12 protein-coding genes are annotated in these 14,474 nt (G+C 66.8%); 5 read left to right on the top strand and 7 right to left on the bottom strand.

Annotated elements, in window-relative coordinates; genetic code table 11:
- Positions 1-40: 40 nt before the first annotated feature.
- Positions 41-916, bottom strand: coding sequence for a 4-hydroxy-tetrahydrodipicolinate synthase (gene dapA, locus CV103_RS19135; RefSeq protein ID WP_107395910.1), 876 nt, complete (start codon positions 914-916; stop codon positions 41-43).
- 92 nt (positions 917-1,008) lie between these two features.
- On the opposite strand from dapA, the gene CV103_RS19130 reads away from it, so the two are divergent.
- Both CV103_RS19130 and greB read left to right on the top strand, forming a co-directional pair.
- Positions 1,009-3,018: a lytic transglycosylase domain-containing protein gene (locus CV103_RS19130; RefSeq protein ID WP_107395819.1), complete on the top strand. Its 2,010-nt coding sequence runs from the start codon at positions 1,009-1,011 to the stop codon at positions 3,016-3,018.
- Positions 3,019-3,031: 13 nt separating this feature from the next.
- Complete coding sequence (greB, locus tag CV103_RS19125; RefSeq protein WP_107395818.1) at positions 3,032-3,520, top strand: transcription elongation factor GreB; 489 nt, start codon at positions 3,032-3,034, stop codon at positions 3,518-3,520.
- A gap of 19 nt (positions 3,521-3,539) precedes the next feature.
- On the opposite strand, the gene CV103_RS19120 is transcribed toward greB, so the two are convergent.
- Both CV103_RS19120 and aspS read right to left on the bottom strand, forming a co-directional pair.
- Positions 3,540-4,328, bottom strand: a complete 789-nt coding sequence (locus CV103_RS19120; protein ID WP_107395817.1) for a polyphosphate kinase 2 family protein — start codon at positions 4,326-4,328, stop codon at positions 3,540-3,542.
- Positions 4,329-4,428: 100 nt separating this feature from the next.
- On the bottom strand, positions 4,429-6,219 hold the full coding sequence (gene aspS / locus CV103_RS19115) for an aspartate--tRNA ligase (protein ID WP_107395816.1): 1,791 nt from the start codon (positions 6,217-6,219) through the stop codon (positions 4,429-4,431).
- Positions 6,220-6,315: 96 nt separating this feature from the next.
- Here aspS and rnd point away from each other — a divergent pair, with 96 nt between their 5' ends.
- From rnd to CV103_RS19100, 3 genes are all read left to right on the top strand, one after another.
- Positions 6,316-7,491 (top strand): ribonuclease D, encoded by a 1,176-nt coding sequence (rnd, locus tag CV103_RS19110; protein ID WP_107395815.1) that lies wholly within the window; start codon positions 6,316-6,318, stop codon positions 7,489-7,491.
- A gap of 126 nt (positions 7,492-7,617) precedes the next feature.
- Entirely contained in the window at positions 7,618-8,478 is an 861-nt protein-coding gene (locus CV103_RS19105) for a Coq4 family protein (protein WP_107395814.1), read from the top strand.
- A 16-nt stretch (positions 8,479-8,494) separates the two neighbouring features.
- Entirely contained in the window at positions 8,495-8,806 is a 312-nt protein-coding gene (locus CV103_RS19100; protein ID WP_015460282.1) for an I78 family peptidase inhibitor, read from the top strand.
- A 30-nt stretch (positions 8,807-8,836) separates the two neighbouring features.
- On the opposite strand, the gene CV103_RS19095 is transcribed toward CV103_RS19100, so the two are convergent.
- From CV103_RS19095 to CV103_RS19080, 4 genes are all read right to left on the bottom strand, one after another.
- The gene (locus tag CV103_RS19095) at positions 8,837-10,303 is read right to left on the bottom strand and encodes a Ppx/GppA family phosphatase (protein ID WP_107395909.1); all 1,467 of its coding nucleotides are present in this window, start codon (positions 10,301-10,303) and stop codon (positions 8,837-8,839) included.
- Between the two features lie 108 nt (positions 10,304-10,411).
- Positions 10,412-12,577, bottom strand: a complete 2,166-nt coding sequence (locus tag CV103_RS19090; protein WP_015460280.1) for an RNA degradosome polyphosphate kinase — start codon at positions 12,575-12,577, stop codon at positions 10,412-10,414.
- Positions 12,578-12,599: 22 nt separating this feature from the next.
- Positions 12,600-13,208: an HdaA/DnaA family protein gene (locus CV103_RS19085; RefSeq protein ID WP_107395812.1), complete on the bottom strand. Its 609-nt coding sequence runs from the start codon at positions 13,206-13,208 to the stop codon at positions 12,600-12,602.
- Positions 13,205-14,470, bottom strand: a complete 1,266-nt coding sequence (locus CV103_RS19080; protein WP_107395811.1) for a hypothetical protein — start codon at positions 14,468-14,470, stop codon at positions 13,205-13,207. The genes CV103_RS19085 and CV103_RS19080 overlap by 4 nt, the downstream gene beginning before the upstream one ends.
- Positions 14,471-14,474: the final 4 nt, after the last annotated feature.

The raw sequence follows: 14,474 nt of genomic DNA, 5'->3' as shown, positions 1-14,474 counted from the left end.
GCAGAATCGCGTCATGCGCCCATATGGGGGACGGTAGCTGTTACACCAGCCCCGCATGGACGAGCGCCGCATCCACCGCCTTGCGGCTCGCGTCCGACGGCCAGGTCATCGGCAGGCGCAATTCCACGGGAAAATCCGGGCGGGTACGGCTGAGCGCATATTTGACGGGGCCGGGTGAAGCATCGGTGAACAGCGCGCTGTGCAGCGGGAACAGCCGGTCCTGAAGCGCCAGCGCCCCCTTCCAGTCGCCGGAAAGGCAGGCGGCCTGGAAATCGGCGCACAGCCGGGGCGCGACATTGGCCGTGACGGAGATGCAGCCGACGCCGCCCATCGCCATGAAGCCCAGCGCCATATCGTCATTGCCGGAAAGCTGGCAGAAATCCGCCCCGCAGGCGAGCCGCTGGGCGGCCACGCGCTCCACCTTGCCGCTGGCATCCTTGACGCCGACGATGGTGGGAAGCCTGGCGAGCGTCGCCATGGTATCCACGCTGATATCCGTCACGGTGCGCGCGGGCACGTTGTAGAGGATGATCGGCAGATCGCAATTTTCGGCGAGGTAGGTGTAATGCGCGATCAGCCCATCCTGGTTGGGACGGTTGTAATAAGGCAGCACGACCAGCCCGGCGGCGGCGCCGGCGGCCTTGGCATGCTGCATATGTTCCAGCGCGACCTTGGTGTCGTTCGATCCGCAGCCCGCGATCACCGGCACGCGGCCGGCAGCCTGATCGATGCACACCGCGACGACATGGTTATGCTCGTCGATCGACATGGTGGCGCTTTCGCCCGTCGTGCCGCAGGGCACGAGCGCGGACGAGCCGTTCTCGATCTGGAAATCGACGAAGGCGCGGAAGGCCGCCTCGTCGAACCGCCCGTTGCGAAACGGCGTCACGAGAGCCGGAATCGACCCGCTGAACATCATGCACTCCCTTCACCTGAAGCCCAGGGCGCGGCATAGTGCGCGATATGGGCCGGTTATGTTCAGCGGCTGATAAGGATGCCAGCCACATCATGTCCAGCATGTTGAAGCGCGTTTTGAGCCTGGGTGTGCTTATGGCGTCGGTGGCCGGCGCCGCGACGCTGACCACGGAGCAGCGGGACTGGTATCGCGGGCGGCTGGGGCTGTCGGCCGCCAGCGGGATTCCGGCCGCCGGCGTGGCCGCCGATCCCGTGGCCGAAGGGGTGGTCCGCTGGAGCCGCCTGCGCCAGACGGACAGCCTGCCCTTTTCCGAATATGCGAGCTTTCTGATCGCCTTCCCCGGCTGGCCCGGCGAATCGGCGATGCGCCGGACGGCCGAACGCCAGCTGGAGACGCTGCCCGGCGCGCCGGCGGACGTCGCGCGATTCTTCGATCGCTTCCCACCCTTGACCAACAGCGGCCGGCTGCGCCAGGCCGAGGCGCTGGCCGCGATCGGCCGGTCGGCCGACGCCGTTGCCGCGGCGCGCGCGGCCTGGACCGGCGGATCGCTGAGCGACGCGGAAGAACAGCGCCTGATCGCCCGCTTCGGCGGACAGCTCACCCAGGCGGACCAGGATCTCCGGATGGAACGGCTGCTGTGGAACCGGCAGACGGCCGCCGCCCAGCGCCAGATGGCCCGCACGTCGCCGGTGCGGCAGGCCCTGTTCGATGCCCGGCTGGCCATGCAGACCAACCGGGCCGACGCCGCCGACAAGGCGATGGTGTTCGCCACGACCGGCAACAGCGATCCCGGTTTCGTCGCCGATCGCGCCCGCTGGCTGCGCGACAACGGCCAGAGCGTGAACGCGCGATCCTGGCTGGCGCAGCGGCGCAGCTTCGCCAGCCCGCCGCTCGATGCCGAAAAATGGCTGGACGTGCTGGTGACGAACGCGCGCGGCGCGGCCAACGACAACCAGACCAGCTACGCGCTGGGCATGGCCCAGCAGGCGGACGGCGCCTTCGCCCCCGGCACCGTGATCCGCGACCGCCCCTTTGGCGAGCGGGACAAATATACCGACCTCGTCTGGCTTGGCGGGATGACCGCGCTCAAGAAGATGAACCGCCCCGCCGACGCCGCGACGCTCTTCAGCCGCTATGCTGCCGCCGCGCAGTCGCCCGGCACGCAGACCAAGGGGCTCTACTGGGCAGGCCGTGCCGCGCTGGCGGCGGGCGATCCCACGGCGGCCAACCGCTACTTCACCGAGGCGGCATCGCATGCGGACCAGTTCTACGGCCAGCTTGCCGCCGAACGGCTGGGCCGGACGGTGGAGACGCCCCATGTCGACCCCATCACCATAACCCCCGCCGAGCGCACGAGCTTCGCGCAACGGCCGATCGTTCGGGCCGCGCGCATATTGGGCGAGTTGGGATCGTGGCGCGACCAGAGCCAGTTCCTGCGCGCGATAGCCCAGGATGCGAAATCCGATGCGGATCACGCCCTTTCGGCCGAATTGTCGCGCGAGATCGGGCGGCCCGACCTGGGGGTGATGGTGGCCCGCAACGCCCGCAACACCGGCGTCAGCGATTTCGTGCCCACCGGCTTCCCCCAGATCGCCGTGCCGCCGACCGAGCGGAACAATTGGGTGATGATCCATGCCATAACCCGGCAGGAGAGCCAGTTCGACCGCGAGGCCGTGAGCCATGCCGGCGCGCGCGGGCTGATGCAGCTGATGCCGGGCACCGCGCGCGAGCAGGCGGGCAAGATGGGCCTGCCCTATGATTATGACCGGCTGGTCAAGGACCCGTCCTACAATATCATGCTGGGCTCCAGCTTCTTCCAACGCTTGCTCGATTATTATGGCGGCAGCCACGTGCTGGCGGTGGCGAGTTACAACGCCGGCCCAGGAAATGTTAATAAGTGGCTGAAAACAAACGGCGATCCCCGGATGAGCGGCATCGATGTCGTCGAATGGATCGAAGCGATCCCGCTCAGCGAAACGCGCGGCTATGTGCAGCGCGTGCTGGAAAACGCCGTCGTCTATTCCGCCATGAACCCGCAATATGCCCGCATGCCGGCGCGCAACAAGCTGTCGGCCTATCTCGGCAAATCGACGCCGGGCTGATATCGGCGGGCACATGAACGACCGCCCGAACTATATCACCCCCGCCGGGCTGAGGGCCCTGCGCGAACGCTACGACCAGCTTTTCGCCATCGAGCGGCCGAAGCTCGTCGAAACCATTTCCTGGGCGGCGGGCAATGGCGACCGGTCCGAGAATGGCGACTATATCTACGGCCGCAAGAAACTGCGCGAGATCGATCGGGAGCTGGGCTTCCTCTCGCGCCGGATGAAGGCGGCCAAGGTGATCGATCCGGCCGCTCAGGCCGATCGGGATCGCGTGTGGTTCGGCGCCACGGTGACGCTGGTGGACGAGGACGACAAGGAACGCATCGTCACCCTGATCGGCGAGGATGAGGCCGATGCCGGCCAGGGCCGGATAAGCTGGCGCTCCCCCTTCGCCCGTGCGCTCAAGGGGGCGGCCGTCGGCGACATGCGCAGCGTCCAGCTCCCCGCCGGTCCCAAGGAATGGGAAGTGCTGGCGATCAGTTATCCGCCGGCGGGCTGAGGCCCCCCGCGGCCTTCCGTCATTCCATCTCGAAATCGACGCCGAATGCCGTGCGGGCGATCGCCACCAGTTCTGGCGGCGGCGGCGGCGGCTTCATCGGCACGGCCTTTTCCAGCTTTTCGGCGATCAGGTTGAGCGCCGCGATGCGGGCCGCCTTCTTGTTGTTGCCGTCGATCACGTGCCACGGCGCCCAGCGCGTGTCGGTATGCTCGAACATCTCGTGCATCGCCGTCAGATATTCCGGCCGGCGTGAACGGTTGCGAAAATCCTCGCGCCCGGTCTTCCACCGTTTCCACGGATGGGCGAGGCGTTCCTTGAGGCGCTCGTCCTGGGTTTCCTGGGTGATGTGGAGGAACAGCTTGATGATGGGCGTGCCATCTTCCTTCTGCTGCGCCTCGAACTCGTTGATCTCGTCATAGGCGCGGCGCCACTGCTTTTCGGTGGCGAAATTCTCGACGCGCTCCACCAGCACCCGGCCATACCAGCTGCGATCGAACACGCCGATCTCGCTCTGGCCCGGCAGACGTTTCCAGAAGCGCCAGAGGAAATGGCGGGCCTTCTCCTCCTCGGTGGGTGCGGAGATCGGCCAGACCTCGAAATGGCGGGGGTCCCATTTGGCGGTGAGGCGCTGGATGATGCCCCCCTTGCCGGCCGCGTCCCACCCTTCGAACATAACGACGCTGCGCCGGCCGTGGATGATATGGGCGACCTGCACGCGCGCAAGCCGCTCCTGCACGCTTTCCAGCGCCTTATCATAGTCGCCGTCGAACTTTTCGCCCTTTTCGTAGTCCGAAAGATCGATCGCCATACGCTTTCCCCTCACGCCTGCGGGAAGGGAAAGGCGTGGGCAAAGGGTGCCGTCAAGTCAAGCCGCTCGGCGGCGCGCCCCTTGCCCCGCTGCGGGACGATCAGCCCTTCGAAGGCTCGACGACGCGGATGTTGAGCTCGCGCAGCTGCTTCATCGTCGCGGGCGCGGGCGCCTGCATCATCAGGTCCTCCGCCTTCTGCGTCATCGGGAAGACGATCACCTCGCGGATGTTCGGCTCGTCCGCCAGCAGCATGACGATGCGGTCCACGCCCGGCGCCGATCCGCCGTGCGGCGGCGCGCCATATTTGAAGGCGTTGATCATGCCGGCAAAGTTGGTGTCCACATCCTCGCGGCTGTAGCCGGCGATCTCGAACGCCTTGTACATGATCTCCGGCTTGTGGTTCCGGATCGCGCCGGACGACAATTCCACGCCGTTGCAGACGATATCATACTGATAAGCGAGGATATCGAGCGGGTCCTTCGTTTCCAGCGCCTCCAGCTCGCCCTGCGGCATCGAGAAGGGGTTGTGGCTGAAATCGATCTTCTTCGCGTCCTCGTCATATTCGAACATCGGGAAATCGACGATCCAGCAGAATTCGAAGCGGCTGGCATCGATCAGGCCCAATTGCTCGCCCACCCGCGTGCGGGCGAGGCCGGCGAGCTTGGCGGCCTGCGCTTCCTTGCCGGCGGCGAAGAACAGGCCGTCGTCCGGGCCGAGGCCCAGCGCGTCGGCCATCACGTTCATGCCTTCCTCGCCATGATTCTTGGCGATCGGACCGCCCCATTCGCCGCCCTTGCGGGTGGCATAGCCAAGGCCGGCAAAGCCTTCCGACTGCGCCCAGGCGTTCATGTCGTCGAAGAATTTGCGGCTCTTGTCCGCCGTATTCGGCGCAGGGATGGCGCGGACGACATCGCCCGCCTCGACGATCGAGGCGAAGCGGCCGAAGCCCGAACCTTCGAAATAGCCGGACACGTCCGAAATCAGGATCGGATTGCGCAGGTCCGGCTTGTCGTTGCCATATTTCAGCATCGATTCCCTGTAGGGAATGCGGCGGAACGGCAGCGGCGAAACGGTGCGGCCCTTGCCTTCGAAATCGGCGAACTCCTCGAACACGCCATGAAGCACGGGTTCGATCGCGGCGAACACATCCTCTTGGGTGACGTAGCTCATCTCGAAATCGAGCTGGTAGAACTCGCCCGGCGAACGATCGGCGCGGGCATCCTCGTCGCGGAAGCAGGGCGCGATCTGGAAATAGCGGTCGAAGCCGGCAACCATCAGCAGCTGCTTGAACATCTGCGGCGCCTGCGGGAGCGCATAGAATTTGCCGGGATGGACGCGGCTGGGGACGAGATAGTCGCGCGCGCCCTCGGGCGACGAGGCCGTCAGGATCGGCGTCTGGAATTCGGTGAAGCCCTGGTCGATCATCCGTCGGCGCAGCGAGGCGATGACGTTGGAGCGCAGGACGATATTCTTGTGCAGGCGATCGCGGCGCAGATCGAGATAGCGATAGCGCAGGCGGATATCCTCCGGATATTCGGCCTCGCCGGCCACCGGCAGCGGCAGTTCCGCCGCGGCCGACTGGACGGTCGCCTCGCGGGCATAGACCTCGATCTCGCCGGTGGCGAGGTTGGGATTGGTGGTGCCTTCGGCGCGCAGCTTCACGTTGCCGGTGATGGTGATCACCGATTCGACGCGCACCGCGTCCAGCGTGGCGAAAGCCGGGGAATCGCCGTCCGCCACGATCTGCGTGAGGCCGTAATGGTCGCGCAGATCGACGAAGAGCACGCCGCCATGGTCGCGCTTGCGGTGGACCCAGCCCGAGAGACGGACCGTGGCGCCTTCATCGGCGGCGCGCAGTTGGGCGCAGTTATGCGAGCGGTAAGCGTGCATCGGGTTCTTTCGACTTTTTGGAATTATTCGCGTGGCCCGCGCTTCGCGCGTGCATGCGCGCCTTGTCAAGCCGCGATACCGGGCTATGCACCACTCATGCAGATTCATCCGCTGATTACAGATAGCGCCACGCTCGCCGCCCTCGTCGCTCGCCTTGCCCAATCGCCGTTCGTGGCGGTCGATACGGAATTCATGCGGGAGAACACCTACTGGCCCGATCTGTGCCTGATCCAGATCGCCGACGACAAGGAAGCCGCCGCCATCGATCCCAAGGCCAAAGGCCTTGATCTGAAACCACTTCTTGATCTTCTGGTCGATAATGAGGACGTGCTGAAGGTCTTCCACGCCGGCGGCCAGGACCTCGAGATCGTCTACAACCTGACGGGCAGGACGCCGCACCCGCTGTTCGATACGCAGGTCGCCGCCATGGCGCTCGGCATGGGGGAACAGGTCGGCTATTCGAACCTCGTCGAATCGATTCTCGGCATCAAGCTCGACAAGGGCGCCCGCTTCACGGACTGGGGGCGCCGCCCGCTCGACAAGCGCCAGATCGATTATGCGATCGGCGATGTGACCCACCTCGTCGAAATCTTCCCGAAGATGCTGAACCGGCTGCGCAAGACCGGCCGTGGCCAGTGGCTGGATCAGGAGATGGAGCGGCTGGGCGATCCCGCCAATTATGAGAATCTGCCCGAGCAGGCCTGGACGCGCATCCGCGTGCCCAGCCGCAAGGCCGATGTGCTGGGCCGGTTGAAGGCGCTGGCGGCGTGGCGCGAGCGCGAGGCGCAGGGCAAGAACCTGCCGCGCGGCCGCATCGCCAAGGACGAGACGCTGGCCGATATCGCCGCCCATCCCCCCAAATCGCAGGCGGACCTCGCCAAGGTGCGCGGCCTTTCGCCAAGCTGGGCCAGCAACGACATTGGCGGCCGGCTGATCGGCGCGATCGAGGCGGCGACGCCGCTGTCCGACGACGAGATGCCCCCGCGCGAGGACCGCAAGCCCGGCCTGGGCAAGGAAGGCGCGCTGGTGGCCGATCTGCTGAAGCTGCTGCTGAAGGTGCGTTCGCGCGAATCCGATGTGGCGCCGCGCCTGATCGCCCGATCGGACGAGCTGGAGGCGATCGCCGCCGGCCAGCGCGAGGGCCTCGCGCTGCTGGAAGGGTGGCGTTACGACCTGTTCGGCAAGGATGCGCTGGCGCTGGTCGAAGGCCGGATGGCGTTCAGCGTGCGCAAGGGCCGCATGGTGATGTCCGAGGTGACGCCGCCGGAATAAGATATCGCGGCGAGTGAACGCCCTTCATTTTGCGCTTGGCGCCCCGCGCGGGCGCGGGCACACTCCGTTTCGACTGCGCACGCCGGCCCCGGCCGCGAGAGATGCGCGCGACAACGGAGACGGACCATGGATGATTTTTCGCGTCTCGGCGTGATCGACATGCCGACGGAAAGCAGCGTTCTCGTCAGTTCCTCGCGCTACCTCAACAATCCCCGGCTGGGCGACGCGATGACCACCGCGATGCTTCGCCGCAATGGCCGCGACCGGCGCGTGGGGTGGGACAGCACCAATATCGTCCGCGCTTATTGGGAGGTGCGCGATACCGGCGAGATCAACCGGCTGCTGGCCGAGGAGCGCAAGCGCAACGCGGAATTCGATGCGTTCATGGAGGAACGCTTCATCTCCACCTTCACCCGCGAGGACCTGGCCGACTATCCCAAAGGCACGCTGGGCCGGATATTCCACGATTATCTCGTGGCGGGCGATCTCGACATCGCGCTCGATCCGCGCCTGCGCGTCGATCCCGACTGGCGGCCGGCCACGGACCTCGAATATTTCGAGCTGCGGTCGGCGCAGACCCATGATTTCGAACATATATTGGGCGGCGTCGGCTTCGATGCCATGGCGGAGGTCGTGCCCTTCTGGATGCGGATCGAGAATTGGAACCGCAACATGTCGCCGGAGTTGGCCAGCGAGATGGTCTCGCTCAACATGCTGCTGATCATGCCGATGTTCACCCGCGTGCAGCTCCATTATCCGGCCGCCTACGCCACCCTTTCGGACTTCGTGGAGCGCGGCATCCAGATCGGCCGGGTCGCCAGGCCGCTGTTCACCGCGAAATATGAGCCGCTGTTCGGGCTGAGCCTGAACGAGGCGCGCGCCGCCATGAACATTCCGCCTGTGGAACATTATGACTCCTCGGAAGTTTCCACCTATTTCGGGGAAGGCGCGCCCGGCACGGTGAAACAACCGAAAGCGGCCGCCTGAAACGCAGGAGGAAAGCATGCGCGTGAAGGGCCTGGCACTCATCGGCGTGGGCGCATTGTTGCTGAGCGGCTGCATGGACGATCATCACGACCGTCCAGGACATTCGCGGCCGCCGCGCCCGCAGGGCGAATGCCGGGCTGACCGCGCACAATATCTCGTCGGCAAGGTGGCCGAAGGCGGCGTGATCGAACGTGCCCGCAAGGCGACGGGCGCGCGAACGGTGCGGATGCTGCGCCCCGGCCAGCCCGTGACGATGGATTATCGCGCGGACCGGCTGAACGTGGAGGTCGATTCGCGGCAGTTCATCCGCTCGATCCGCTGCGGCTGAGGCAAGGGGAGGACCTCCCTCCCCTCCCTCCTATCCGGCGATGGCCAGGCTCGCCTTGAGGCCGAAGGCCGCGGCCAGCGTCTTGTGCCGGCGTTCGACCGATTCGCCGTAGAGCGCGGAATCGGCCGGACGCAGCACGAGCACGAGCGCACTGCCCGATCGCTGCAAGGCGCTGGTTTCCAGGGGCTCGGCCACGCCGCCGCTGAGCCGCTGGCCCAGCCGCATGGCCAGCCCCCAGCGTTCGGCCTGGGCGATCTCTTCCGGCAGCAGCAGCGCCGCGACCACCGGGGCGACGCCTTCGCCGCCGAAGCTGCGGTAGAGCGCATGGGCCATCTTCGCCCGCCCCTGCGCGTCCACCCCCACCCAATTGCCGTGAAGCGCGGTTTCGAGGCCGCGCACCGCGCGGAATTCCGGGTGAGCGCGCCAGCCCACGTCCGCGAGCAGGCAGGCGGCATGGCGCAGACGGGCATCGGCCGGCTCTTCTTCCTTGAAGAGCGGGGCAACCCAACGGTTCAACAGGTCGCCATGCTCGGCGAAGCGCCCCTGGCGCACGCCTTCCTCGCGCGTGGCGCAGAGCAGCGGATCCTGCGCGCGGACATCCTCGGGCAGGCTCTGATGGAGCAGCCCCTCGCGCAGGCCATAGGCGGAGACGACGAGTCCGCTCGAGCCGAGATGCTTCACCAGCGTCGCCAGCAGGGCGGCGGCATTGCCGAGCGTCGGGATACGGGGCTGCGACAGGCCGGGAACGTCGCGCAGCCGGGCCTTGTCGAGATGGGCGAGCGAGCGGACCAGCCGCGCGGGCGCCTCCGCCGGCATGCGATAATGGTGGATGATGGGCAGCGGGAAATCGGAAAGGAACATGTCCAGCCGCGCCAGCGACCGCCAGGAGCCGCCGACGAGATAGAAGGGCAGCCCCTGCCCCCGCCCTTCCCAGCCGGATTTGCCGATCGCGTTGGCCACCACCTTTTCCAGCGCTTTCGGTCCCTTGGCCCGGATGGCGGCGATGCGGAGAACGCCCAGGAGGAAGGAGACGCGCTCGTGGATGCGGCCCCCGCCGACGCGGATCAGCTCCAGGCTGCCGCCGCCGAGATCGCCGACGATCCCGTCCGCGTCCGGTATGCCGGCGAGCACGCCATAGCCCGCCATCTTGGCTTCGTCCTCGCCGGAAAGAAGCTCGACATCGAGGCCCAGCGCCTCGATCTGCCCGATGAAGCCGGGGCCGTTGCTCGCTTCCCGCACGGCGGCGGTGGCGACGGTGCGGATCTGGGTGACGCCCATCTGCGCGGCCAGCCGCTGGAAGCGGGACAGCGCGGTGAGCGCGCGGTCGGTCGCCTCCTCGTCCAGCGCACCGTCCTTCACCAGCCCGCGGCCCAGGCCCGCCATCACCTTTTCGTTGAACAGGATCGAAGGGATGCGGACCGGCCCGTCATAGACGACGAGGCGAATCGAGTTGGACCCGATGTCGATGATGGCCGTGCGGCCTTCAGCGGAGCCCATGGGGGCTTTCCTGCGATAGAACGAAGCGGCGACCATGCGATGCGAAGTTAACCGGATTTCGTTTCCACCGAAAGGAAAAGCGGCGGAACGATCCCGGATTAATCCGCCTTATCCACCCCGCCGAAGGCTGAGCTTGGGCACGGCGCCGCTGCGTTCCAATGCCGCGCCACGGCCGGAAAGCGACGGATTGGTCATGAAATAGCGGTGCAGGTTGAAGGGCCGCTTGCCCGGATCGACCCGCTGATAGCTGCCGTCCGCGCGCAGGTGCCAGCTCTGCTCGCTGTCGATCAGGTTGGCCACCATCACCTGATCGAGGATCTGGGCGTGGACCGTCGGGTTTTCGATCGGCAGCATATATTCCACCCGCCGGTCGAAATTGCGCGGCATCCAGTCCGCCGAGGAAATGAACACCTTCGCATTCTTGTTGGGCAAGGCCGCGCCGTTGCCGAAGCAGATGATGCGGCTATGCTCCAGGAAGCGGCCGACCACCGACTTCACATGGATATTGTCCGACATGCCGGGCACGCCGGGGCGCAGGCAGCATATGCCCCGCACCACCAGATCAATCTGCACGCCGGCGGCGCTGGCGCGGTAGAGCTGCTCGATGATGGCGGGATCGACCAGCGAGTTCATCTTGGCCCAGATCGCCGCCGGCTTGCCCGCCGCGGCATTGTCGATTTCGGCCTGGATCAGCTCGCACAGCCGGTCGCGCATGCCGTGCGGGGACATGACGAGCATTTCGAGATTGGCCGGCTCGACATAGCCGGTGATGTAGTTGAAGAGCTGCGCCGCATCGCGGCCCGCGCGCGGATCGGCGGTGAAGAAGCTGAGGTCCGTGTAGATCTTGGCGGTGACCGGGTGATAGTTGCCCGTGCCGAAATGGCAGTAGGTGCGGAAGCTGCCGCCCTCCCGCCGCACGACCATCGATACCTTGGCGTGCGTCTTCCAGTCGACGAAGCCGTAGACGACCTGCACGCCCGCCCGCTCGAGCTGCGAGGCCCACATGAGGTTCTGTTCCTCGTCGAAACGGGCCTTCAGCTCGACCACGGCTGTCACCGACTTGCCGGCCTCCGCCGCATCGACCAGCGCGCGGATCACCGCCGATTGCTTGCCGGCGCGATAGAGCGTCTGCTTGATGGCGACGACATCGGGATCGCTGGCGGCCTGGCGGAGGAAGGCCAGCACCACGTCGAACGTCTCATAAGGGTGATGGACGACGATATCCTTGGCGCGGATCGCCGCGAAGCAATCCCCGCCATGTTCGCGGATCCGCTCGGGAAAACGCGGCATGAAGGGCGGGAATTTCAGGTCCGGCCGATCTTCCTCGACCAGCTGCTCGAGATCCGAGATGCCGAGGAACCGTTCGGTATCGGTGATGATGGCGTCGGTGCCGACGATCTCGTCCTTCACCAGCCGCTCCAGCGATTCAGGCATGCCGGCCAGCAGCTCCAGCCGGATCACCCGGCCCTTGCGCCGCCGCTTGATGGCCGACCGGAAATAGCGGACGAGATCCTCCGCTTCCTCCTCGATTTCGATATCGCTGTCGCGGATGACGCGGAAGGCGCCATAGGCTTCCACCGCATAGCCCGGAAACAACATCGCCGTGGATCGGCGGATCGCCGCCTCGATCGAGATATAACGCGCCTCCTTGCCGGGCAGGCGGATGAAGCGCGGCAAGGTGGCGGGCACCATCAGCAGCTCGCGGATCGGCTCGCCGTCCGCAAGCCGGCGCAGCTCGAACATCAGGCTGAAGCCCTTGTTCGGGATGAAAGGAAACGGATGGGCGGGATCGAGCGCCTGCGGCGTCAGCACGGGGAAGATCTGGTCCCTGAAATGGGCGTCCAGCCACAGGGCGTCATCCCCCGATATCTCGTCATGCGCGAGCACGACGATGCCCGCGCGCGCGATCTCCGCCCGAAGATCGCGCCAGACGAGCTGCTGCGAATCCATCAGCTGATCGGCCTCGACCTCGATCGCCGCGAGCTGCTGGGCGACCGTCAGCCCATCGGCGGAGCGGGCATCGACATCCTCGGTGAGCTGGCCCTTGAGGCCGGCGACGCGGACCATGAAGAATTCGTCGAGGTTGCTGCCGGATATCGACAGGAAACGGAGGCGTTCCAGCAGCGGATGGGCCGTGTTGCAGGCTTCCTCCAGCACCCGGCGGTTGAAGCCGAGCCAGGATATCTCCCGATTGAAATAGCGCTGGGCCGGTTCGATTTCCGGTGTGACGGGATCGATTTCAACGATCGACTGCAGGGCGACGGCTTCATCCATGCGCGGGACGATATGCCAAATTTCATGAATCGTCGATGACACCCCCCAGCCGCAGCGCCTCGCGCGCAAGCGGCACCGTGATCCGCGACCGGCGCTCGAGCGAAAGCTGGTCCAGCGCATCCACCACCCGCAGGATCGCGACATAGCTGCGCTCGATCCGGGGCAGCAGATAAGCGATCACGTCCGGCCCGGCCGCCAGCCCGCGCTGGCCCAGCAACCGTTCCATCAACGTCGCGGCGAGCCCGTCGTCCGGCTCCGTGATCGCGACATGCGGCGTCGCCGCTATCCGCGATCGCAGATCGGGCAAGGCGATCTGCCACATGGGCGGCGGCGCATCGGCGATCAGCAGCAAGGGCAGCCGCTCCGCCTGGGCGCGGTTCCAGGCGTGGAACAGCTCCTCCTCCGGCCGGCGATCGGCATCGTCGATCAGCCCTCCGCCCGTCTTGGCGGCGAAGATGCGGCCCAGCAGGCTGCGCCCGGACTTGCGCGGTCCGGTAATCAGCGTCGCCATGACCGGCCAGAGCGCGCGATGCTCGAGGTGGCGGAGCACCTGGATATTGGCCTCTCCACGGCAGAAATCCCGCTCATCCTCCACCGCCGGCCACGCGAATGGCAGGGCGATCTGGCTCATTGGTTCGGCGTTCCGCCTGGTGCCGGCGGGGGGGCGGGCGTGGGCGCGGCCCGCCTGATACGGAGCGTGCCCGGCCCCTCATCGACCCGCCAGCCCCGCGCCTGCAAGGCAATGCGGAGCCCCGAAATCTCGCCCTCATAAGCGACGCGCATCACCGATGTGCCACCGAGCGCGAGGCTGGTGGTATCGACCCCGCGCACGCCCGGCACGGCGCGCAGCGACGATTCGGCGACGGTGAGCGCGTTGGCGTCGGCGGTTTCCACCTGCACCGTATAGTTGACGGCGGTAAGCGGGCTTTCTTCCGCCATCGTCTCGCCGGCGAACGCCTCGTCCGAAAGCTCGGCAGGCTCCTCCTCGATCACCAGCGAGGGATCGGGCCGCAGCCGGCCGTCGCGCAGCGCCTGCGAATAGATTTCGTCCATCCGCCGCACGCCTTCGTCCATCAGCGCCGCCATGCCATCGCCATTGGCCGCCCGCAGGGTGAAGCGATCGAGCACGACATCGTCCGGCCCGTGGCGCGCGGTGAAGCGGGCGAGGATCGGCCCGCCCGGCCAGCTCCGTTCGACCGCGACCTCCGCGACGATCACGTCGGCCGCGCCGAACTGATCGAGAATCATCCGCCACCAGCCGCGCCCCGGCCGGCCGGCCTGCGCCTCGTTCAGCAGCAGCGGATCGCTGCCGGTGCCCGTGGGCCGCACATAATCGATCGGGCTGCCGCCGGGGCGGAACCGCGCCCAGGCCCGCTGCCATTCGGTGCGGGTTTCGAAGCTGGTGGGCGTGGCGCCGGACCACATCACCGGGATGAGCAGCATCGGCGGCGATCGCAGCCCCTGCCCGTGCGCGCCGAGGAGCTGGCCGGTGCGGGCGCGGTCGAACAGCACGCCCAGCCGGGCGATGTAGCGGCGCGGGCCGACCTGCTCATCCTCCACGACGATGCCGGCGACGATCGAATCGAGGGTCGAATCGGAAAGGCTTGGCGCCGCCGACACAGGCTGGCCGTTGGTGCGGCTCCACAAAAGCTGCCAGCCCTTGCGCTGGGCGATCCGCCATCCGGCGGTGCGCGCGGCATCGGCGTCGCGTGCGGCGACGTCCACGGCAACGCCGCCGACCTCGTAGCTCGACGTGCTGTCGATGGGGGCTATCCCCCTGTCACTGCCTTCAATCTGGGCGAAGACGACGCCTGCAACGCCCAGCAGCCCGGCCGCCAGCAAGGCGAGCCCGGCACGATTCAGCGGAGGCAAGGAACGAACGGCGGAGATCACCGCC

The sequence above is a fragment of the Edaphosphingomonas fennica genome (genome assembly GCF_003034225.1).
GTDB classification, from domain to species: Bacteria; Pseudomonadota; Alphaproteobacteria; order Sphingomonadales; family Sphingomonadaceae; genus Sphingomonas_E; species Sphingomonas_E fennica.
The sequence above is the reverse complement of the archived record's forward strand: the minus strand, read 5'-3'. Positions and strand labels throughout refer to the sequence as shown.

What these genes read in the sequence shown, in the direction of transcription:
- CV103_RS19105 (WP_107395814.1), top strand. Translation starts at nt 7,618, where the DNA reads ATGGATGATTTTTCGCGTCTCGGCGTGATCGACATGCCGACGGAAAGC.
- greB (WP_107395818.1), top strand. Translation starts at nt 3,032, where the DNA reads ATGAACGACCGCCCGAACTATATCACCCCCGCCGGGCTGAGGGCCCTG.
- rnd (WP_107395815.1), top strand. Translation starts at nt 6,316, where the DNA reads ATGCAGATTCATCCGCTGATTACAGATAGCGCCACGCTCGCCGCCCTC.
- dapA (WP_107395910.1), bottom strand. Translation starts at nt 916, where the DNA reads ATGTTCAGCGGGTCGATTCCGGCTCTCGTGACGCCGTTTCGCAACGGG.
- CV103_RS19130 (WP_107395819.1), top strand. Translation starts at nt 1,009, where the DNA reads ATGTCCAGCATGTTGAAGCGCGTTTTGAGCCTGGGTGTGCTTATGGCG.
- CV103_RS19085 (WP_107395812.1), bottom strand. Translation starts at nt 13,208, where the DNA reads ATGAGCCAGATCGCCCTGCCATTCGCGTGGCCGGCGGTGGAGGATGAG.
- CV103_RS19095 (WP_107395909.1), bottom strand. Translation starts at nt 10,303, where the DNA reads ATGGGCTCCGCTGAAGGCCGCACGGCCATCATCGACATCGGGTCCAAC.
- CV103_RS19090 (WP_015460280.1), bottom strand. Translation starts at nt 12,577, where the DNA reads ATGGATGAAGCCGTCGCCCTGCAGTCGATCGTTGAAATCGATCCCGTC.
- aspS (WP_107395816.1), bottom strand. Translation starts at nt 6,219, where the DNA reads ATGCACGCTTACCGCTCGCATAACTGCGCCCAACTGCGCGCCGCCGAT.
- CV103_RS19120 (WP_107395817.1), bottom strand. Translation starts at nt 4,328, where the DNA reads ATGGCGATCGATCTTTCGGACTACGAAAAGGGCGAAAAGTTCGACGGC.
- CV103_RS19100 (WP_015460282.1), top strand. Translation starts at nt 8,495, where the DNA reads ATGCGCGTGAAGGGCCTGGCACTCATCGGCGTGGGCGCATTGTTGCTG.